The organism is Microbispora sp. GKU 823 (assembly GCF_002027145.1).
Taxonomy (GTDB): domain Bacteria; phylum Actinomycetota; class Actinomycetes; order Streptosporangiales; family Streptosporangiaceae; genus Microbispora; species Microbispora siamensis.
In genome coordinates this window covers 38381-58960 of record NZ_MWJN01000017.1, presented here as the reverse complement: position 1 = coordinate 58960, position 20580 = coordinate 38381, and the positions used below count along the sequence as shown (strand labels likewise).

15 protein-coding genes and 4 pseudogenes are annotated in these 20580 nt (G+C 71.8%); 15 read left to right on the top strand and 4 right to left on the bottom strand.

Features of this window, described 5'->3' with window-relative positions; translation table 11 throughout:
- Window positions 1-145 precede the first annotated feature (145 nt).
- The 6 genes and pseudogenes from B1L11_RS11920 to B1L11_RS50440 all read left to right on the top strand — a co-directional run bounded on the left by B1L11_RS11920 (window position 146) and on the right by B1L11_RS50440 (window position 5821).
- Window positions 146-1564 carry a cell wall metabolism sensor histidine kinase WalK gene (locus B1L11_RS11920; protein WP_079314528.1) on the top strand — a complete coding sequence of 473 codons (1419 nt, stop codon included), beginning with the start codon at window positions 146-148 and terminating at the stop codon, window positions 1562-1564.
- Between the two features lie 91 nt (window positions 1565-1655).
- A pseudogene (locus tag B1L11_RS50455) lies at window positions 1656-2687 on the top strand (cytidylyltransferase domain-containing protein); the annotation flags it as partial.
- A gap of 85 nt (window positions 2688-2772) precedes the next feature.
- On the top strand, window positions 2773-3741 hold the full coding sequence (locus tag B1L11_RS50450; RefSeq protein WP_256862457.1) for an N-acetylneuraminate synthase family protein: 969 nt from the start codon (window positions 2773-2775) through the stop codon (window positions 3739-3741).
- Window positions 3738-4688 carry a glycosyltransferase gene (locus B1L11_RS11905; RefSeq protein WP_079314527.1) on the top strand — a complete coding sequence of 317 codons (951 nt, stop codon included), beginning with the start codon at window positions 3738-3740 and terminating at the stop codon, window positions 4686-4688. Before B1L11_RS50450 ends, B1L11_RS11905 begins: the two co-directional genes overlap by 4 nt.
- 37 nt (window positions 4689-4725) lie before the next feature.
- A pseudogene (locus tag B1L11_RS54740) lies at window positions 4726-5145 on the top strand (hypothetical protein); the annotation flags it as partial.
- A 160-nt stretch (window positions 5146-5305) separates the two neighbouring features.
- The gene (locus B1L11_RS50440; RefSeq protein WP_306291638.1) at window positions 5306-5821 is read left to right on the top strand and encodes a polysialyltransferase family glycosyltransferase; all 516 of its coding nucleotides are present in this window, start codon (window positions 5306-5308) and stop codon (window positions 5819-5821) included.
- Window positions 5822-5914: 93 nt separating this feature from the next.
- On the opposite strand, the gene B1L11_RS11895 is transcribed toward B1L11_RS50440, so the two are convergent.
- Both B1L11_RS11895 and B1L11_RS11890 read right to left on the bottom strand, forming a co-directional pair.
- Window positions 5915-7204, bottom strand: coding sequence for a DUF6716 putative glycosyltransferase (locus tag B1L11_RS11895; RefSeq protein ID WP_079314526.1), 1290 nt, complete (start codon window positions 7202-7204; stop codon window positions 5915-5917).
- On the bottom strand, window positions 7201-8232 hold the full coding sequence (locus B1L11_RS11890; RefSeq protein ID WP_256862444.1) for a hypothetical protein: 1032 nt from the start codon (window positions 8230-8232) through the stop codon (window positions 7201-7203). Before B1L11_RS11890 ends, B1L11_RS11895 begins: the two co-directional genes overlap by 4 nt.
- Window positions 8233-8331: 99 nt before the next feature.
- On the opposite strand from B1L11_RS11890, the gene B1L11_RS11885 reads away from it, so the two are divergent.
- The 8 genes and pseudogenes from B1L11_RS11885 to B1L11_RS11855 all read left to right on the top strand — a co-directional run bounded on the left by B1L11_RS11885 (window position 8332) and on the right by B1L11_RS11855 (window position 16976).
- On the top strand, window positions 8332-9150 hold the full coding sequence (locus tag B1L11_RS11885) for an aldo/keto reductase (RefSeq protein WP_143737200.1): 819 nt from the start codon (window positions 8332-8334) through the stop codon (window positions 9148-9150).
- 92 nt (window positions 9151-9242) lie between these two features.
- On the top strand, window positions 9243-10154 hold the full coding sequence (locus B1L11_RS50435) for a sulfatase-like hydrolase/transferase (RefSeq protein WP_256862443.1): 912 nt from the start codon (window positions 9243-9245) through the stop codon (window positions 10152-10154).
- On the top strand, window positions 10052-10834 hold the full coding sequence (locus B1L11_RS50430; protein WP_306291637.1) for a sulfatase-like hydrolase/transferase: 783 nt from the start codon (window positions 10052-10054) through the stop codon (window positions 10832-10834). The genes B1L11_RS50435 and B1L11_RS50430 overlap by 103 nt, the downstream gene beginning before the upstream one ends.
- Window positions 10835-11199: 365 nt before the next feature.
- Window positions 11200-12546: an ABC transporter substrate-binding protein gene (locus B1L11_RS11875; protein WP_079314523.1), complete on the top strand. Its 1347-nt coding sequence runs from the start codon at window positions 11200-11202 to the stop codon at window positions 12544-12546.
- 84 nt (window positions 12547-12630) lie between these two features.
- Window positions 12631-13605 carry a carbohydrate ABC transporter permease gene (locus B1L11_RS11870; RefSeq protein ID WP_079314522.1) on the top strand — a complete coding sequence of 325 codons (975 nt, stop codon included), beginning with the start codon at window positions 12631-12633 and terminating at the stop codon, window positions 13603-13605.
- Window positions 13602-14495, top strand: coding sequence for a carbohydrate ABC transporter permease (locus tag B1L11_RS11865; protein ID WP_256862442.1), 894 nt, complete (start codon window positions 13602-13604; stop codon window positions 14493-14495). Before B1L11_RS11870 ends, B1L11_RS11865 begins: the two co-directional genes overlap by 4 nt.
- A gap of 41 nt (window positions 14496-14536) precedes the next feature.
- Window positions 14537-15929: pseudogene (locus B1L11_RS11860) on the top strand (GH1 family beta-glucosidase).
- A gap of 28 nt (window positions 15930-15957) precedes the next feature.
- Window positions 15958-16976: pseudogene (locus B1L11_RS11855) on the top strand (LacI family DNA-binding transcriptional regulator).
- Window positions 16977-17067: 91 nt separating this feature from the next.
- Here B1L11_RS11855 and B1L11_RS11850 read toward each other — a convergent pair.
- On the bottom strand, window positions 17068-17658 hold the full coding sequence (locus tag B1L11_RS11850) for a TetR family transcriptional regulator (RefSeq protein WP_079314521.1): 591 nt from the start codon (window positions 17656-17658) through the stop codon (window positions 17068-17070).
- 122 nt (window positions 17659-17780) lie between these two features.
- On the opposite strand from B1L11_RS11850, the gene B1L11_RS11845 reads away from it, so the two are divergent.
- Window positions 17781-18692: an SDR family oxidoreductase gene (locus B1L11_RS11845; RefSeq protein ID WP_079314520.1), complete on the top strand. Its 912-nt coding sequence runs from the start codon at window positions 17781-17783 to the stop codon at window positions 18690-18692.
- Between the two features lie 68 nt (window positions 18693-18760).
- On the opposite strand, the gene B1L11_RS11840 is transcribed toward B1L11_RS11845, so the two are convergent.
- Window positions 18761-20572 (bottom strand): non-ribosomal peptide synthetase, encoded by a 1812-nt coding sequence (locus B1L11_RS11840; protein ID WP_143737199.1) that lies wholly within the window; start codon window positions 20570-20572, stop codon window positions 18761-18763.
- Between the last annotated feature and the right edge of the window lie 8 nt (window positions 20573-20580).

The following is a 20580-nucleotide window of genomic DNA, read 5'->3' as shown; positions in this document are numbered from 1 at the left end:
GGGCGCCGTAGGGACGCCACTGGAGTCCAACCGGGCGGCGGGCACCCGCGCCCGGTTGCACTCGATGAGAGACTTTGGGCAACTTTGGGACGAGCTTTTCGCTGTCGCGAGTTTCCCAAAAGATGACCATGAGTAGCCTCGGGTAATGCTCCTCCCCAGGCGCTCCCCGTCACTGCGAGCCCGGTTGGCACTCCTCGCCACCGGGACAGCGGCGATCCTGCTGATCCCGCTCGCGGTCGTGGTGCACGTGCTCGTCCGCGACCTGGTCGCGGACCGCATCTGGGACCGCAGCCTGGACACCGCCACGCACGTCGCCGCGCAGATCCGCGACGGGCGCCTGCGCAACCCCATCCCGACCGGCGGGAACGACATCGACCTGATCGAGGTGACGGGACCGGACGGCCGGGTCGTCGCCGAGAGCGCGGCGGCCAGGACCTTGCCGCGCCTCAGCCCGTTACGCCCGGCCCCCGACCGCGAGGTCACCCAGACGACGGCCTGCTCGCCCGCCGGGCACGACTGCCTGTACGTGACCGTGCTGCGGGTCTCCCCGGGGCCCGGCTCCGACCTCGTCTACGCGGGCCGGGCTGCCCCGGCGATCCTCAACACCCCGTTCACGCTGCCGGCGCTGCTCCTGGCGGCCCTGCTGCTCACCGCGCTCGCGGGCTGGACGGCGTACAAGGTGACGGGCCGCGCGCTGCGGCCGGTCGAGGCGATCAGGTCGGAGCTCGCCGAGATCACCGAGAGGAACCCCGGCGGCCGGGTGCCCGAGCCGCCCGGCGACGACGAGTTCTCCCGGCTGGCCCAGGCCGCCAACGACGCGCTGTCCCGGCTGGACACGACGATCCAGCGGCAGCGGCAGTTCGCCGCCGACGCCTCGCACGAACTGCTCACCCCCATCGCCGGGATCCGGGCCCAGCTGGAGAGCGCGCGGCTGCATCCCGAGGACACCCCCGAGGCCGTCTGCGCCGCGCTGCGCGACACCGAGCGCCTGGAGGCGATCGTCGCCGACCTGCTCCTGCTCGCGCGGATCCCCACGGTTCCCGAGACCGCCCGGGAGGAGGTCGACCTGTCCCACCTGGTCGTCACCGAGATAGAGCGGCGGTCGGAACGGCTGCCGACCCACCTTCACAACACCCCAGGGGTGACGGTCAGGGGCCTGCGCCGCCACCTCGCCCGGGTGGTGGCGAACCTGCTCGACAACGCCGAGCGGCACGCGCTGACGGTGGTCTGCGTGCGGGTCGCGCGCACCGAGGACGCGGCCGTCCTGTGCGTGCGCAACGACGGCAGGCCGATCCCCGAGGCGGACCGCGAGCGGATCTTCGAGCGGTTCTACCGCACCGACGCGGCGCGCAGCCGCGACCGGGGCGGCACGGGCCTCGGCCTGGCCATCGCCCGGGAGGTCGTGGAGGCCCACGGCGGCTCCATCCGGGTCGAGGACGTCACGGACGGCGAACCCGGCGTGCGGTTCGTGATCTCGCTGCCGCTGGCCCCGAGCGCCGCGGACGATCCCGCCGCCGACGGCGCCGACCCGTGCGGCGACCCGTCCGGCGACACCCAAAGTTAAGGACCGCGCCCCTGGTCGTTCAGCCCAGTAACCCCCAACTGGAGAACCTGCTGGCTAGTTTTCGGGACACCCCGGCCCCCTGGGGTTCCCGATGTCGCAGGTAGAGGAGTCACTCGTGCGAGTGCTGGCCGTCGTCCCCGCCCGTGGAGGGTCGGTGGGCGTCCCGCTGAAGAACCTCGAGAAGGTGGGCGGCGTCCCGCTCGTCGCCCGGGCGGTGGACGCCTGTCTGCGCGCCGAACTGGTGGACGAGGTGGTCGTCAGCACCGACCATGACCGCATCGCCGAAGTGGCGGAGGGCGCGGGCGCCCGGGTCGTGCGCCGCCCCGCCGAGCTCAGCGGCTCGACCGCCTCCAGCGAGTCGGCCGTGCTGCACGCCCTGTCCGAGATCACCGGCGAGGCGCCCGAGGTCGTCGTGCTCGTCCAGTGCACCAGCGCGTTCCTCGATCCCCGCGATCTCGACGCCGCCGTCGGGAAGGTCCTGGACGGCGAGGCCGACTCGGTCTTCTCCGGCACCGAGACCTACGAGTTCGTCTGGACCGGCGCCGGTCACGGGGTGAACCACGACCCGGCCGTGCGCCCGCGCCGCCAGGACCGCGAGCCCCACTTCCGCGAGACCGGCGCGTTCTACGTCATGCGTACGGAGGGCCTGCGCGAGCGCGGCCACCGCTTCTTCGGCAGGGTCGCGGTCCAGCCGGTGCCCGTCCGGCACGCGGTCGAGATCGACACCCCCGAGGACCTGGAGATCGCCCGGGCGCTCGCGCCGTTCGTGGACGAGCCGCTGCCGATCGACGTGGACGCGGTCGTCACCGACTTCGACGGCGTGCACACCGACGACCGCGCGTTCGTCGACTCCGACGGCCGGGAGATGGTCGCGGTCAGCCGCTCCGACGGGATGGGGATCGCGCTGCTGCGCCGGGCCGGTGTGAAGGTGCTCGTGCTGTCCACCGAGCGCAACCCGGTCGTCGCCGCCCGCGCCGCCAAGCTCGGCGTGCCGGTGGTGCAGGGCCTCGGCGCCAAGGACGTCGCGCTGCGCGAGTGGCTGGCCGCCGAGGGCCTGGCCCCCGAGCGGGTGGCGTACGTGGGCAACGACGTCAACGACCTGTCCTGCATGGCGATCGTCGGCTGGCCGGTCGCGGTGCCCGACGCCCACCCCCGGGTGCGCGCCGCCGCCCGCGTCGTGCTGTCGGCCCCCGGAGGCGCCGGACGCCGTGCGCGAGCTGTCCGACCGGGTGCTCGCGGCCCGCCCGGCCACCGCGCTGGAGACCGTCCCCGCCCCCGTCGCCGCGCCCCGCCACCTCGGGCAGCCGCGGCCGGTGCGGATCGGCAGGTCGCTGGTCGGCCCGGGCCAGCCCGTGTACGTGATCGGCGAGATCGGCATCAACCACAACGGCGACGTCGACATCGCCCGCAAGCTGATCGACGTGGCCGCCGACGCCGGGTGCCAGGCCGTCAAGTTCCAGAAGCGTACGCCGGAGATCTGCGTGCCGCTCGAGCAGCGCGACCAGATCCGGCAGACGCCGTGGGGCGAGATGACCTACATGGAGTACAAGATCCGGACCGAGTTCGGCGCGGACGAGTACGCCCACATCGCCAAGTACTGCGAGGAGCGCGGCGTCGACTGGTTCGCCTCGCCCTGGGACGTGCCGTCGGTGGAGTTCCTCGAGGACATGGACGTCGTCGCGCACAAGGTGGCCTCGGCCTCGGTGACCGACCACGAGCTGCTGCGCGCGCTGGCCGCCACCCGCAAGCCGGTCATCCTGTCCACCGGCATGTCCACGATCGAGGAGATCGACGCGGCGGTGGAGATCCTCGGCACCGAGCGCCTGGTGATGATGCACGCCACCTCGACCTACCCGCTCCCGCCGGAGGAGGCCAACCTCCGCATGATCACCACGCTCCAGCAGCGGTACGGCGTGCCGGTCGGCTACTCGGGGCACGAGCGCGGGCTGCAGATCTCGCTCGCCGCCGTGACGCTGGGCGCGGTGACCGTCGAGCGGCACATCACCCTCGACCGCGCGATGTGGGGCTCCGACCACGCCGCCTCGCTGGAGCCCACCGGCCTGGAGCACCTGGTCCGCGACATCCGCATCATCGAGACCGCACTCGGCGACGGCGTGAAGCGCGTCTACCCGGGCGAGGAGGCCCCCCGGGCCCGCCTGCGCCGGGTCACCGCATGATCACTCTCTCCGTGATCGTGCCGGTCCGGGACGGCGAGGCGTACCTCGGGGACGCGCTCACGTCGCTGGTGCGCAACCGGACGCGCGAGTTCGAGACCGAGGTCGTCGTCGTGGACGACGGCTCGGCGGACGCGACGCCGGAGGTCGTCGAGGACTTCCGGCGCGACCTGCCGGGGCTCACGGTGGTCCGCAACCCGGTGCCGCTGGGGCTGGCCGGCGCCCGCAACGCCGGGCTGAAGCTGGCCGCCGGCCGCTACGTCACCTTCCTCGACGCCGACGACTGGCTCGCGCCCGGCTACCTGCCCCGTCTCGTCGCCGCCATCGACGGGCTCGGGTGCGACTTCGTGCGCGTGGACCACGTCCAGGTCGAGGGCCGCAGACGGGAGACGCATCGGGCGCCGCAGCCGCGCCGCGGCGTCGTGCTCGACCCGCGCGACGGCATCCTGCCGGCCGACTTCAAGACGATGGTCGACTACCCCTACGCCTGGGCCGGGATCTACCGGCGCGAGCTGGACGACCTGCTGACCTTCCCCGCCGGGCTGCACACCGCCGAGGACCGCCCGTGGATCTGGCGGCTGCACCGCCTGGCCCGGTCGTACGCCGTGGTCTCCCTCGCCGGGCTGTTCTACCGGCGGGGGCTGACGGCCTCGCTCACCCAGATCGGCGACGAGCGTCAGCTCCACTTCTTCGACGCCTACGACATCGTGCTGGACGAGACCGAGCCGCGCTACCTGCCCAAGGCGGCCCGCAACCTGTGCGCGCTGCTCGCCCACCACGTGGAGCTGGCCGGCCGGTTCACCCCGGCCGTACGCGCCCGGTTCGACGAGCGGGCGCGGGCGGCGCTCGCCCGGCTGCCCCGCGAGACGCTCGCCGAGGCCGTCGGCGGCCTGGAGCCCGAGCGGGCCGCCCTGCTCAGCTCCTACCTACCGGGAGGGCCGCGTGCCTGACTCCACGCTGTTCTACGCCTCCACGCTGTTCGGCGCGATGACGCTCGCGGCGGCGATCGACGAGGGGCGGTTCCGCGACGGCGGCCGGGTCCTCCTCGTGTCGAACAACGCGGCGATCCCGGAGGTCACCCCGGCGCTGGACGAGGCGCCGGGGTTCGCCGCGCTGCGCGACAGGTTCGACCGCGTCCTGTCCTGGAACAAGATCATCGCGCCGTTGCACCCGTCGGACTGGAAGCCCCGCTCGATCGAGACGCCCATGCTCGGCCGCCTGCTGCGCGACCTGACCGGCGAGCCGGGCGAGCTGGTCCTCGAGTCGATCGCGGTGCCCCCGTCGCGTACGCTCGCGGGCCTGATCAAGGACTGCCCGATCACCGTCTACTCCGACGGCCTCATGAGCTACGGGCCGACCCGCGACCCGCTCCCGCAGGAGATCGCCGGGCGGATCACCCGGCTGCTCCACCTCGACCTCGTCCCGGGCCTGGCGCCCCTGCTCCTGGCCGAGCACGGGGTGCCGGCCGAGGCCCTGGCGGACGCGTCGTTCACGCGCGTGGTGGGCCGGGTGGCGGAGGCGGCCGAGGCGGCTCCCCGCGCCGAGGCGGTCGTCCGTCGGCCAGTACCTGTCCGCGCTCGGCCTGGTCACGGCCGCCGAGGAGGCCGCGCTGCACGAGCGCATGCTGCGCGGCCTGGCGGCGCGCGGCCACCGGACCGTGCTGTTCAAGCCGCACCCCGCCGCCGGGCGGCGGCACGCACGCGAGCTGCGGCCGGTCGCCGCGGAGCTGGGCGTCGACCTCCTCGTGGCCCCCGAGACGACGCCCGCCGAGGCGTGCTTCGCCGCGCACCGCCCCGAACTGGTCGCCGGGTGCTTCTCCACCGCGCTGGTGACCGCGCGGCGGCTGTTCGGCCTGCCGGTCGCGGCCGTCGGCACCGATCTCGTGCTCGAACGGCTCACGCCGTACGAGAACAGCAACCGGATCCCGGCGACGATCGCGGACGCCACGCTGCCCCGGATCGAGGCCGACGGCACGATCACGGAGCCGCCCGCCGCCGACCTCGCCGCCCTGGTGGGGCCGTGGGCTACTGCATGCAGAGCGCGGCCCACCCGGGCCTGCGCGAGACCGCGGCGGCCTACGTGAGCGCCCACGGACCGGCGCGCTACTTCAAGAAGCGCAGGCTGGCAGACGCTCGGCCTGATCGAACGCCCGGCCGCCGCGCCGGCCCGCCCCGAGTCACGCCTGCGCCGCCTGCTGTCCCGCTGAGCCGCGCTTGCGGGGCGGCGACGTGACCGCCGCGTCAGAACGCCTTGAGGTAGCGGCGCATCCGGCGCTTGGCGCGGTAGCCGTACCGCAGGACCTTGGGCGGCACGTCGAGGCGCAGCCGGGCGCGGCGGCGGGCGGCGGCGTGCTCGGGGCCGTCGAGGAGCGAGCGCGCCGGCTCCAGCGTCCCCGCGCGGCCGCGGCGACCAGCTCGGCGACGCGGCCGGTCCAGTCGCTGGCCGAGGAGTCGTGGAAGTAGTTGGCCCGGCACCACTCCTCCGCCGGGACCCGGAAGTCCGCCTTGGCGAGGTCGTCGAGTGTGCCCAGGCAGCCGCTGCCCTCGAACACCAGGTTGATCATCTCCGCGCTGACCCCGAAGTCGGACAGCACGAGCAGCGGCACGTTCCCGGCGATCGCCTCGAGCGCGGCCGTCGAGCTGACCGTGACGAACCCGGCGGCGCGGCTCAGGTGCTCGTGCATCGGGCCGGCGGCGAAGCGCACGGCGCCCGCGGGCACCCGGCCCTCGGACTCCATCTCGGTCCACAGCCGCTCGTAGTGGTGACGTTCGTTGTGCGTCTGCCGCTCGTCGTCGCGGGCCCGCAGCTTGACCACCACGTCCAGGTCGGGCCGGGCCCGCCCGAGCTCGGCCAGGGCGAGCAGGATCCGCTCCCGCTCCTCCCTGCGGCGCGGCACCTTGGCCTGGGTGGCGAACACGACGCGGTCGCGTACGCCACCGGCGTCGTGCGCGCCCGGTTCGCGGGGCAGCAGGTCCAGGTAGGGCAGGCGGGCCAGCGCCACCGTCCCGCCCCCGCCGAGCCGCGCGCCGATCTCGGAGAACTCCGCGACCTCCCGGCCGCTGTGCACCACGAACAGGTCGCAGCCGCTGCGGAACAGCCAGGCCTTCTCCGTCGCGGGCACCGAGATGCCGGGCAGCCCCGACACCAGCACCGGCCGGGGCCGCAGCCCGGCCAGCGTCTCCGCCGCCAGCGCGTCCACCACCGGCCCGGTGCAGGCCAGCAGCACGACGTCGGGCCGGAACCTCTCGGCGGCCCGGCGCAGTTGCCGCGCCGGCAGCACCGGGGGAAGAGCGTCGCCGTGCGCGCGGGTGCCGCTCACCGCGGCGGCGATCTGCGCCGCCGAGGGGGCGATGGGAGTGCGGACGACGGCCAGATCCGTGACCCAGTCCTCCGGAGTCGCGTCGAGCAGGCCCGCGGCCCACTTGAGATACGAGTCGGAGTCGGCCACGGCGAGCAGACGGGTCAAGGAGCGACCTTTCCGGGATCGTGCTTGTGGGGCTGATGGGGTTCGTGCGCGAAGAGCTGGAGGTGGGAGCGCAGCGACGGGGCGGCCGAGGCCGTCCACCAGTCCTCCGGCACGTCCACGGTCTCCACCGGCACGCCCCGGGCCGACAGCAGGACGCGCAGCGAGGTCACCGCGGTGGACGGCAGGCTCAGCACCCGCTGGTCCGGCCGCAGGTCGCGCAGCGTCATCTCGGCGGGCGCTCCCGCGTCGTAGACGGTCAGCCCGGCGATCCTGCGCACCCGGTCGAGGTCCCCGGGGTCCTCCCGCCGGTGGGGGAAGTACGCGACGGGCTCGTCGATCCGCTCCAGCCAGCGCAGGTAGCGGTCGCGGTGGATGAGCCCGTTGCGTACGAGCGAGGTGCCGAGCACGACCGTGCGCTCCGGCGGCGGCCGGTCGGCGGGCTGGGCGCGCAGCCAGGCGAAGTCGTGCCGGACGAGCCGCGCGCCCGTGCCCTCCACGGCCTCGGCGAGGCCGGCGGGCACCGGGAGCGCGGTGAACACCGTGGGCCTGCGGGTGCGCAGGCGGAACCCGGCGGCCGCGGCGAGCACCCTGCGGCCGAGGCCCGGGGTCCCGCGGGCGCGCAGCAGCGGGCGCCGCGCGACCAGCAGTTCGAGCAGGCGGATCGTGGCCAGCCCGTCGTCCACCAGCACCGTACGGCCGGGGAGGGCCGTGACGAGGGCGAGCTGGACGCGCCCGGAGAAGGCGTCGCCCACCGCCCACGTGCGGCCAGGCCGGGGAACCCGCTCGGCCGGCTCGGCGAACTCCAGCCCCTCGGGCAGCCCGAGCCGCTCGAGCTCGCGGCGGGTCAGCCGCAGCGCGGGCAACCCGGCCCTGGGCACCACTGTGGTGCCGGCCCCGAGGAGCCCCGCGTGGTGCGCCTCGACGACGCACAGCAGCTGCAGAGGGGACTCCACCCACGCGACGGCCTGCCCCTGCTCGGCGGCGTGGCGCCGTCCCTCGTTCTCCACGCGCCGTAAAGAAACGTTCACGACGCGCTCACCCTAGCCGCCCGACACGACGACGACGGGAACACCCGGTGAACAGACCCCGAAGGGATCTTCTCGGGGCATTACGGCAGCATGGAAGGCATGAACGTCATCACTTTGAACAACAACGTCCGGATGCCCCAGCTCGGCTTCGGTGTGTGGCAGGTGGCCGACGACGAGGCCGAGAAGGCCGTGGCGACGGCCCTGGAGTACGGCTACCGCAGCATCGACACCGCGAGGCTCTACCACAACGAGGAGGGCGTCGGCCGCGCCCTGCGCGCCTCGGGCATCCCCCGCGAGGAGCTGTTCGTCACCACCAAGCTCTGGAACGACCAGCACGGCTACGACGAGGCGCTGCGCGCCTTCGACGCCAGCATGCGGCGGCTCGGCCTGGAGACCCTCGACCTGTACCTGATCCACTGGCCGGCCCCCAAGCAGGACAGGTATGTCGAGACGTGGAAGGCCCTGGAGAAGCTGTACGCCGACGGGCGGGTGCGGGCGATCGGCGTGTCCAACTTCACCGTGAGCACGTTGGAGCGCCTGCTCGCCGAGGCCGGTGTGATCCCCGCGCTGAACCAGATCGAGCTGCACCCGCAGCTCGCCCAGCGGGAGCTGCGCGGCTTCCACGCGGAGCACGGCATCGCCACCGAGGCGTGGAGCCCGCTCGGGCAGGGCAAGGGCCTGCTCGACCTGCCCGTCCTGGCCGAGATCGGCGCGAAGTACGGCAAGACGGCCGCGCAGGTGGTGCTGCGCTGGCACATCCAGCTCGGCAACGTGGTGATCCCGAAGTCGGTGACGCCGTCGCGCATCAAGGAGAACATCGAGGTCTTCGACTTCGCGCTGAGCCCGGAGGACATGGCCACGATCAACGGTCTCGACGAGGGCCGCCGTCTCGGCCCCGACCCCGCCACCTTCGGCTGACGGCCCCCGGCGGAGGATCCATCAGAGCCTCCCGCATAACGGACACGGTGCGGTCACGCGGTCACGCTGCGTACGTTTCCCCTGGCGAACGCATGGCAATGATTGCTGCCGTGCCCCAACCACGACGATCGAGAAACCTGTGGGCCGGGCTCGCCGCGGCGCTCCTGCTGTGCCTCGGGCTCACCGGCGCCTCCCGCGCCGAGCCCGCCCCCACGCTCGCGGCCCAACGGCCCAATATCGTGCTGATCCTCACCGACGACCTGGACGCGGCGCATCTGAGCCGGTTCCCCAACATCAGCAACCTCCTGGCGCGCCAGGGCACCACGCTGTCCCGCTTCTTCGTCACCAATCCCTGGTGCTGCCCGTCTCGCTCGTCCATCCTCCGCTCGCAGTACATGCACAGCCACCAGGTGGAGAGCAACCGGTCGCCGACCGGCGGGTTCCCGAAGTTCCGGCCGCTGGAGGCCTCCACCCTCGGGACGTGGATGCACGACGCGGGCTACCGCACCGCGCTCATGGGCAAATATCTCAACAACTACCCCGAGGGCGCGCCGCGCACGTACGTGCCGCCCGGCTGGGACGAGTGGGACGTCCCCGTCACCCGCCTCTACCAGGAGTACGGCTACGCGCTCAATGAGAACGGCGTGATCAGGCGGTACGGCGACGCCCCCGAGGACTACCTGGAGGACGTGCTGAGCGCCAAGGCCGCCAGGTTCGCGACCGATTCCGCCGGAGGAGACGCTCCGTTCTTCCTCTACCTCGCCCCGGTCGCGCCGCACCTGCCCGCGCACTACGCGCCGCGCCACGCGGCCGCCTTCGCCGGCGAGAGCGCGCCGCGACCGCGTCGTTCGACCAGGCCGACCTGTCCGCCGAGCCCCGCTGGCTCAGCGAGCGCACGCCGCTGTCGGCCGCGGACACGCGCCGGATCGACCGCGTCCACCGCGACCGGCTGCGCGCCATGCTCGGGGTGGACGACATGGTGGGCGCCCTGGTGGACGCGCTGAGCCGGGCGGGCCGGCTCGACGACACCTACATCTTCTTCACCTCCGACAACGGCTTCCACCTCGGCCAGCATCGGCTGCGGCCGGGCAAGACGACGCCCTTCGAGGAGGACATCCGGGTGCCGATGGTGGTGCGCGGGCCGGGCGTGCCGGCCGGGGGCGTGATCGACGCGCTCGCGTCGACGGTCGACCTCGCGCCCACGTTCGCCGAGCTGGGCGGGGCCACGGTGCCGCCCACGGCCGAGGGCCGCTCGCTCGTCCCGCTCCTGCGCGGGCGCGACGTCCCGTGGCGCGACGCCGTCCTCGCGGAGTTCTACCACCCCTCTTACTCCCCGTCCTCGCCGCCCACATACGCGATGGTGCGGACCGGGCGGTACGCGTACGTGGAGTACGAGACCGGGGAGCGGCAGCTCTACGACCTACGGGACGACCCGGCCGAACTGCACAACATCGCAGCGACGGCCGACCCGGGCCTGAGGGCCGCGCTCTCGGCCCGGCTGGCGCTGCTGCGGGCCTGCTCCGGACCGGCCTGCCGGCTGGCGGACGCCGCCGGCACAGTGATCCCAGGCACAGGGATCCCAGGCACAGGGATCCCAGGCACAGTGATCCCAGGCACAGTGATCCCAGGCACGGGGGTCTCGCTGGAGGGCGGAGTGTCCGTCGGGACGGCCCCCGGCGGCTGACGGGTGAGGTGACGGAGCGGATAAGGGCGGGCGCCCCGGCAGGTTGGGGGCGTCCGCTATTCATTTCTGCCCATATGGATATGGGAGCGCTCCCAAGCGTGGTATGTCCTACTATGTCCCATTGACCGGCTCTAACCACCCAGGGAGTAACAGTTAGGTTTCGGCATATTGACGCCCGCGTTGCTCATAGAGGACCCTTCGTGGGAGCGCTCCCAAACAGTGCGAAGCACACGGTGGGAAACCGTGCGAAGCACACGGTGCGGGAGTACCGAGCACAACCTTCGATCGCGGGCCGTGAGATCGGGGACCGGCCTGGGATGCACCTCCCACGAACGATTCGGGATACCACCTGAGAGGGGTCCGGAATGATTGCAAACTCGCGCCGCGGCAGGCTGCTCGCGGTCGCCGCGGTGGCGGCGCTGGCTCTCGGCGCCACCGCCTGCCAGTCCGACGACAAGACCGACACCGCGTCGGGCGGCGGGTCCTCGGCGGCGGCCGGCCCCGTCACCATCACGCTCCAGACGTTCGGCGGCGGCAAGAACTTCGGCTACAAGGAGGCCGTCGACAAGTGGAACGCGGAGCACAAGGACATCCAGATCAAGTATGACAACCTGACCGACCAGTTCGAGCAGGTCTACTGGCCGCAGATGATCCAGTGGCTGCAGTCCGGCGCGGGCGCCGGCGACGTCGTCGGCATCGACGAGGGCGGCATGGGCCTCGCCAAGGCGCACCCCGAGTGGTGGGCCGACCTCGGCGAGTTCGGCCTGCAGAACCGCAAGAGCGACTTCGCCGCCTGGAAGTGGGAGAACGGCGTCACCGCCGACGGCAAGCTGTTCGGCCTCGGCACCGACGTCGGCGGCATGAGCCTGTGCTACCGCCGTGACCTGTTCGAGAAGGCCGGTCTGCCCTCCGACCGCGACGAGGTCAGCAAGCTCTGGCCGACCTGGGACGACTTCATCAAGGTCGCCCACAAGTTCCAGGACAAGATCAAGGACACCAAGTTCGTCGACGGCACCAACACGCTCTACAACGTGGTCCTGGTGCAGGAGGCCGCCAAGAACGGCAACGTCTCCTACTTCGACAAGGACAACAACCTGATCGTCGACAAGAACCCGGCGGTCAAGACGGCCTACGACTTCGCCCAGAAGATCAGCCAGGAGGGCCTCACGGCCAAGCTGCGCAACTTCACGCCCGAGTGGAACACCGGCATGAAGAAGTCGCAGTTCGCCACCCTCGGCTGCCCGTCGTGGATGCTCGGCGCGGTCAGCGGCGACGGCGGCGCGGGACCGGACTTCAAGGGCAAGTGGGACGTCGCGGCGGTGCCCGGCGGCGGCGGCAACTGGGGCGGCTCCTGGCTCGCCGTGCCGAAGCAGTCGAAGCACCCCAAGGAGGCGGCGCAGGTCCTCGACTACCTGACCGGTAAGGACGCCGAGGTCAGCGTCTTCAACTATGCCGGCAACATGCCGAGCAACGTCCAGGCGCAGCAGGACCCGGCCGTCCAGGGCGCGAAGAACGAGTACTTCAACGACGCCCCCGTCGGTGAGATCTTCGCCAAGTCGGCCGCCGCACTCCAGCCGGTCTTCCTCGGCGTCAAGCACGCCCAGGTCAAGAACGCCATCGAGTCGGTCGTCTCCGCCATCGACGACGGCTCCGTGCCGTACGCGAACGGCTGGAAGAAGCTCGTCGACGACGCCGTGAAGGCCGCGGGCTGATCACGCCCGCCAGGTGAGCACCGGCCCGCCGCAGCGGCACCCCGCCGGCGGGCCGGTCGCCTGCTTTCACCCGAAAGGTAACTTATGAGCCTGCACGTCGACGCCGGGCAACCCACCCGGGCACCGATGCCGCCCAGCCGGAGGCACGTCCGGCCGAGACCGGGCCGGTCCTTCCTCACCTGGCTGGACCTCAAGGCCGCGCCGTACCTCCTGGTCTCTCCTTACTACCTGCTCTTCCTGGTCTTCGGGCTCTTCCCGCTCGGCTTCACCCTCTACTACTCGTTCTTCGACTACGACCTCACCGGCACGGTCGAGTGGACGGGCCTCGGCAACTTCGCCGCACTGCTCGACGACTCCGCTTTCTGGAGGGCGGTCGTCAACACGCTCGCGATGTTCGTCATCGCGACGGTCCCGCAGATTCTGCTGGCCCTGCTGCTGGCCAACGCGCTCAACAAGCGGATGAAGGCACAGCTGTTCGTCCGGCTGGGCGTCCTGCTCCCCCTCGTCACCTCGGTCGTCGCGGTGGCGGTCGTCTTCACCCAGCTGTACGGCCGTGACTGGGGCGTGGTCAACTGGGTGCTCGGCTGGTTCGGGGCCGACCCCATCGACTGGAAGGCCGAGCGCCTCCCCTCCTGGCTCGCCATCGCGACCATGATCGACTGGCGCTGGACCGGCTACAACGCGATCATCTTCCTGGCCGGCATGCAGACGATCCCCAAGGACCTCTACGAGGCGGCCTCGATCGACGGCGCGTCCCGGCGGCGCCAGTTCTGGCAGATCACGGTCCCGATGCTGCGGCCCACGATGATCTTCGTGGTGCTGAACTCCACCATCGGCGGTCTCACGCTGTTCTCCGAGCCGACGACGTTCTACAACGGCAACGTCCACGGCGGCACCAACAGCCAGTTCCAGACCGTCTCGATGTTCATCTTCGAGCAGGGCTTCCGCGAGTTCGACTACGGCTACGCCTCCGCGGCCGCCTGGCTGCTGTTCCTGCTCATCCTCATCGGATCGGCCATCAACTTCCTGCTCATCCGCCGGATCGGGGGCAACAAGTGACCACGCTCTCCGCACCCGCCACCACGCGGCGGCGCCGCGCCAAGGCGCCGGGAGGCGCCGCCGGCCTCTGGACCGCCACGCCGATGACGAGGCTCGTCCTCGCGGTCACGATCATCATCTCGGCGTTCCCGCTGTACTACATGATCGTCATCGCCTCGCGCACCAACACCGAGGCGACCGACATGCCGCCGCCGTTCCTGCCGGGCGGCAAGCTCGGGGAGAACGTCCAGCGCGTGCTGTCCAACCCCGACGCGCACTACATGACCGGTCTCACCAACTCGCTGATCATCGCCGCCACGGTGACGGTCTCGGTGGTGCTGATCTCGACGTTCGCCGGCTTCGCGTTCGCCCGGCTGCAGTTCAAGGGCGGCAAGATCCTGCTGCTGCTGGTGCTGCTGACCATGATGGTCCCGCTGCAGCAGATGGGCCAGGTCCCCCTCTACCGGCTCATGGTCAACCTCGAGTGGGTGGGCTCGATCAAGGCGGTGATCCTGCCCTTCCTGCTCAACGGCTTCGGCGTCTTCCTCATGACGCAGTACACCGAGCAGGCCGTGCCCAACGAGCTGGTCGAGGCCGCCCGCGTCGACGGCGCCTCCACGCTGCGGATCTGGTGGAACGTCATCCTGCCCGCCGTACGGCCGGGCATGGGAGTGCTGGGCATCAACACGTTCATGCTGAACTGGAACGAGTTCATGTGGCCGCTGATCGTGCTGAACCCGGACAACCCGACGGTCCAGGTCGCGATCAACTCGCTCAACGCGAAGTACGGGACGGACTACGTGCTGATCTTCAGCGGCACGCTCTTGTCGATCCTCCCGCTCATCGTCGTTTTCATCCTGTTCGGCCGACAGATCATCGGCGGACTCATGGAAGGTGCGGTCAAGGCGTGACAACGCAAGACACACGACCCGAAGCGGAGACGGCCGGCCTGATGTTCCCCACCGGGTTCGTCTGGGGCGCCGCCACCTCCGCCTACCAGATCGAGGGCGCGCTCACCGCGGACGGGCGGGGCCGCTCCATCTGGGACACCTTCTGCAGCCAGGACGGGCGGATCGTGGGCGGTGACACCGCCGAGATCGCGATCGACCACTACAACCGGTATCGCGAGGACGTCAAGCTCATGGCGGACCTCGGCCTCACCGCCTACCGGTTCTCCGTCTCCTGGCCGCGGATCCAGCCCGACGGCTCCGGCGCGTACAGCGCCAAGGGCCTCGACTTCTACAAGAGGCTCGTCGACGAGCTGCTCAGCTACGGCATCGACCCGTGGCTGACGCTGTACCACTGGGACCTCCCCCAGGCGCTCGAAGACGCCGGCGGGTGGCCGTCGCGCGACACGTCGAAGCGCTTCGCCGACTTCGCCGCGACCGTGCACGCCGAACTCGGCGACCGGGTCAGGAACTGGAGCACGGTCAACGAGCCCTGGTGCGCCGCGTTCCTCGGCTACGCCTCCGGCGAGCACGCCCCCCGGTCGGCGCGAGCCGGCCGCCGCGCTGCGCGCCGCGCACCACCTCAACCTCGCGCACGGCCTGGCCGTCCAGGCGATGCGGGCGCAGAACCCCGACTCGCTGATCGGCGGGTGCGTCAACGTGTACCCGGTCACGCCCGCCACCGGCAGCGAGGCCGACCAGGACGCCGCGCGCCGCATCGACGGGCTGCAGAACCGGTTCTTCCTGGACGCGCTGCTCAAGGGCTCCTACCCCGAGGACGTGCTGGCCGACCTGAGCCACCTGTCCGACATGGAGTTCATCCAGGACGGCGACCTGGCCACGATCGCCGCCCCGCTCGACATGCTGCTGATCAACTACTACAGCCGCTTCACCGTCTCCGGCGCGCCCGGCGGCGCCGCGTCCGCGGCCGCCGCGCCGACGGACTCCGGCTCGCCATGGATCGGCAGCGAGCACGTGGGCTTCGTCAACGGCGGCCGCCCGGTCACCTCCATGGGCTGGGAGGTCGACGACAGCGGCCTGTACGAGATGCTGCGGCGGATCGCGGACGAGTACCCGCGGATCCCGCTCTACATCTCCGAGAACGGCGCGGCCTACGACGACGTGATCGGCGAGGACGGCGCCGTGCACGACCCCGACCGGGTCGCCTACATCGAGGCCCACCTGCGGATCTGCCACGCGGCCATCGAGTCGGGCATCCCGCTCCAGGGCTACTTCGCCTGGTCCCTGATGGACAACTTCGAGTGGGCCTGGGGCTACGGCAAGCGCTTCGGTCTCGTGTACGTGGACTACGAGACCCAGGCGAGGACCATGAAATCGAGCGCTTTGTGGTATGCCGACACCATCAGACACGGCGGCCTGCTGGGTCGGGCACAATAAGCGCAGACACGATAAGGGGGCAGTATAGATGAACGGGGACCGCCGTTCCGGAGGCCGGCCGACTCTGGAAGCGGTCGCCGCACGCGCCGGGGTCGGCCGCGGCACCGTGTCGCGGGTCATCAACGGCTCGCCCAAGGTGAGCGACCGGGCCCGCGACGCGGTGTTACTGGCGATCCAAGAGCTCGGCTACGTGCCCAACCGGGCGGCGCGCACCCTCGTGACCAATCGGACCGACACCATCGCGCTGGTGGTGTCGGAGTCGGAGCAGCGCGTCTTCGACGAGCCGTACTTCGCCGGGCTGATCCGCGGCATCGGTTCCGCGCTGTCGGAGACCGGCCTCCAGCTCATCCTCACGATGGCGCAGAACCGTGCCGAGCACGACCGGCTGGAGCACTACCTGACCGGGCAGCACGTCGACGGCGTGCTGCTCACCTCGGTGCACGGCGCCGACCCGCTGCCGGGACGGCTGGAGGAGATGGGCGTGCCGACCGTGCTCGGTGGCCGCCCGGTCGGGCTCAACCCGTACAGCTTCGTCGACATGGACAACCGGGCCGGCGCCCGGCAGGCGGTCAAGTACCTGCTCTCCAAGGGCCGGACCAAGATCGCCACCATCGCCGGTCCGCAGGACATGGGCGTGGGCGTCGACCGTCTCGCGGGATACCGCGACGCGCTGCTGGCCACCGGTATGACCGAGCGCGTCGCGTACGGCGACTTCTCCGAGGAGAGCGGGGAGGCGGGCATGCGCGACCTGCTCGCCCGTCACCCCGACCTGGACGCCGTGTTCACGGCCTCCGACCCGATGGCGGTCGCGCCCTGCGGGTGCTGAAGGAGCAGGGCCTGGTCGTGCCCACCGACGTCGCGCTGATCGGTTTCGAGGACTCCAAGGTGGCGCTGCACACCGATCCGCAGCTCACGAGCGTGCACCAGCCGACCGAGGCGATGGGCCGGCAGATGGTCCAGCTTCTGATCGCCCGGATCAACGGCGAGCCGCTGGAGCAGCCGGTCGTCATCCTCGACACCCACCTGGTGATCCGCGCCTCCGCCTGACACGGCCGCACGAACGACGAGACCGCCGCGCACCCGAGGGTGCGCGGCGGTCTCGTCGGCATGCCGGGGAGGGCCGGGAACATCCGTGGTGTCAGTCTCCGGGCCGCACCTGTGCCGGTGGGGCAGTCGCGGAAAGGGCGCGCAGGTCGTCGAAGGCTTGGAGGAGATGTGCGTCCAAGCTCTGCGAGGAATCGTCGATCCAGGCTTGGACCGCTTGGTGAAAGGCGGCCCAGCCGGTGTGAGCAGCCAGGCCGGCCAGCCGGTCGGTGACACCGCGCCGCCGCAGTGCCTCCGCTACGGCTTCGGTGATCGAGGCGGTCTTGGCCAGGTCGCGTTCGCGGAGTGCCGGTGTCACCGCGATGACGTGTAGCCGTGGTTCGACGAACGAGCGATTGTCCTCGAGGATCCGTTCGACCTTCCGGAAGGCGCAGAGCAGTATTTCGAGCGGCTGGAGATCATCAGGCGCTTCGGCCACCGCCCGCGTCAGCGCGGCGCGCAGGTCGGATTCGCCCTCGAAGAGCACCTCGCGCTTGTCGGGGAAGTGCCGGAAGAACGTGCGTTCGTTGACGCCGGCCCGGGCGGCGATCTCGGCCGTGGTGGTCTGGTCGAACCCGCGTTCCCGATACAGCTCCAGGGCCGCCTGCTGAAGGCGGCGGCGCGCTTCCGCTCCGCTTCGTGGCACCCTCAGAGAATACCGCACATGTCAGTCACTGGCGCTACTTGACGCCAGTTACTGGCGCTACATAGGGTCAGTGACTGGCACCACTTAGTGCCAGTCACTGACGTAACGCGGGAGAGTGTCACATGCATGTCTTCGTCACCGGTGGTTCCGGCCAGACCGGCCCCGCAGTCGTCGCCGAACTCATCGCGGCCGGTCACACCGTCACCGGTCTCGCGCGCTCGGATGCCGCCGCCGCCCGGCTGGAGTCGCTGGGGGCCACACCACACCGCGGCTCCCTGGACGACCTCGACAGTCTGCGCAGGGGCGCCGAAGCCGCCGACGCAGTCCTGCACATGGCCTACGGCGGCGACTTCTCCGACCTCGACGACATGATGAGGCGCGACCGGACCGCGATCGAGACGCTCGGCCGGCCGTTGGAACACTCGGGCAAGCCGCTCGTCGTCACCTCGGGCACCCTGGTCATGCCCGCAGGCCGGGAGGCCACCGAGAAGGACGAGCCCGACGCGGCCGGGATCGCCGCCTTCCGCATCGCGGGTGAGCGGGCGTGTCTGGGCTTCGCCGCCCGGGGAGTGCGCGCGAGCGTGGTCCGCCTCGCTCCCACCGTCCACGGTCCCGAAGACCACGGTTTCATCCCCATGCTCATCGCCACCGCGCGAAAGACCGGCGTCTCGGCGTACGTCGGAGACGGCACCAACCGGTGGCCCGCGGTGCACCGGCTCGACGCTGCCGTCCTGTTCCGCCTGGCACTGGAGAAGGCACCCGCGGGCAGCGTGCTGCACGGAGTGGCCGAAAGCGGCGTCACCCTGAAGAGCATCGCGGAGACGATCGCCCGCGGTCTGGATGTGCCCGCGGTCTCGCTGACCCCCGACGAGGCTGCCACGCACTTCGTCAGCCCGTTCATGGCCACCGCCTACGGCTTCGACGGGCCCGTCTCCAGCTCGTACACGCAGGAACTGCTCGGCTGGTCGCCCATCCACCCGACACTGCTCGAGGACCTGGAGCACGGCGACTACTTGGTCACGCCGGCCTCCTGACGACATGAGGCGGACGCCCAGAAGACACGAGGCGGACGCCCAGAAAACACAGGGCGCCCGCCTCGCGGTCAGCCGCCGGTGGACGAGAGCAGGCGTTCGGCCTCCTCCTCCGACAGGTCCTCCAGCTCGGCCACCAGCAGATCCTCCAGCGCGACCGCCAGCTCGGCCACGGTGCGCCGCTCGAAGATCGTCCGGACCGGGACCTCCACCCCGGTCGCCCGGCGCAGCCTGGCCGCGATCCTCGTCGCGAGCAGCGAGTGCCCGCCCAGGGTGAAGAAATCGTCGTTCACGCCGATGGAGCCGACGCCCAGCAGTTCCGCCCAGATCTCGGCCACCAGCAGCTCGGCGTCCGTGCCCGGCGGGACGTGCCCGGCCGACGGCGCCCGGACCGGCGCGGGCAGCGCCGCCCGGTCCACCTTGCCGCGGCTGGTGAGCGGCAGCGCGTCGAGAACGACCCAGGCGGTCGGGACGAGATGGCGGGGCAGGGTCCGCGCGAGGTGCGCGGCGAGCTCCTCCCCCGTCGCGGTCCCGGTCACGTACGCCACCAGTTCCTCGGCGTGGACCGTCACGAACGCCTGACCGACGCCCGGATGGTCGAGCAGCCGTGCCTCGACCTCGCCCGGCTCGATCCGGAAGCCGCGCACTTTGAGCTGCCCGTCGAGCCGTCCGAGGAACTCCAGCGTGCCGTCCTGGTTCCAGCGCGCCCGGTCGCCGGTGCGGTACCTCCGCGATCCCGGCGGTCCGAACGGGTCGGGGACGAAGGCGGCGGCCGTGAGCGCCGGGCGGCGCAGGTAGCCGCGTGCCACCCCGGCACCGCCGATGACCAGCTCGCCGATCACGCCCTTCGGGACCGGCGCTCCGGCGGAGTCGAGCAGGTGGACCGTCGTCGCGCCGACGGGCCGGCCGATCGGCGGCCTGCCGTACGTCGCGCCGAGGTCGGTCGCGGTCGCGATGACCGCGGCCTCGGTCGGCCCGTAGGTGTTCACCAAGCGGACGCCGTCGCCGAACCGGCCGCGCCAGCGCGTCACCGCGCCGCCGGACGCCTGCTCGCCGCCGATGACGACCAGCCGGAGCGCGGGCGGCCAGGCGATCTGGTCGATCTCCTCGACCAGGTGATGCCAGTAGGCGGTGGGCAGGTCGAGCACCGTGATCCGCTCCCCGCCCGGGGCGGCCAGCAGGTCGGGCAGCGTCGCCGCCCCGCCGGGCAGCAGCACCAGGGTCGCTCCCGCGGCGAGCGTGGGGAAGACCTCTTCGAGGTGGGTGTCGAAGCTCAGCGACGCGAACTGGACGACGCGGTCGCCGGGCGCCAGGCCGTACTCCTCGCGCATCCACCGGATCCGGGCCGCGATGGCCCGGTGCTCGACGGCGACGCCCTTGGGCCTGCCGGTGGAGCCGGAGGTGGAGATCACGTAGGCCACGTCACCCGGGCGCGTCCCGGCCGGTTCGCCCTGATCGTCGGGGTCGCCGGCGGCCGCCTCGTCCTCGCCGGCCAGCGGATCGACGGCGGTGAGCCCGGCGGGCAGCGCCCGGTTCGTGATCACGTGCGTCGCCCCGGCGTCCGCGAGCGAGAAGGTCAACCGCTCCTCCGGCTCGTCCGGCTCGAACGGCAGGTAGGCCGCGCCGGCCCGCCAGACGGCGAGCAGCGCGGTGATCGCCTCGACCGAACGGGGCAGGCAGACGCCGACCACGTCGCCGGGGCGCACACCCCGGGCCCGCAGCGCGGCGGCCAGCCGTGCCGCCCGCCGGTCCAGTTCGCCGTAGGTGACCTCGGTCTCCCCGCAGACCACCGCGACGGCGCCGGGCGTGCGCCGGACGGTCTCCGCGATCATCTCGGGGACCGGCCGGTCCGGGGGTGTCGGCGCCCTCGCCGGCCATGGCACGGATGTCG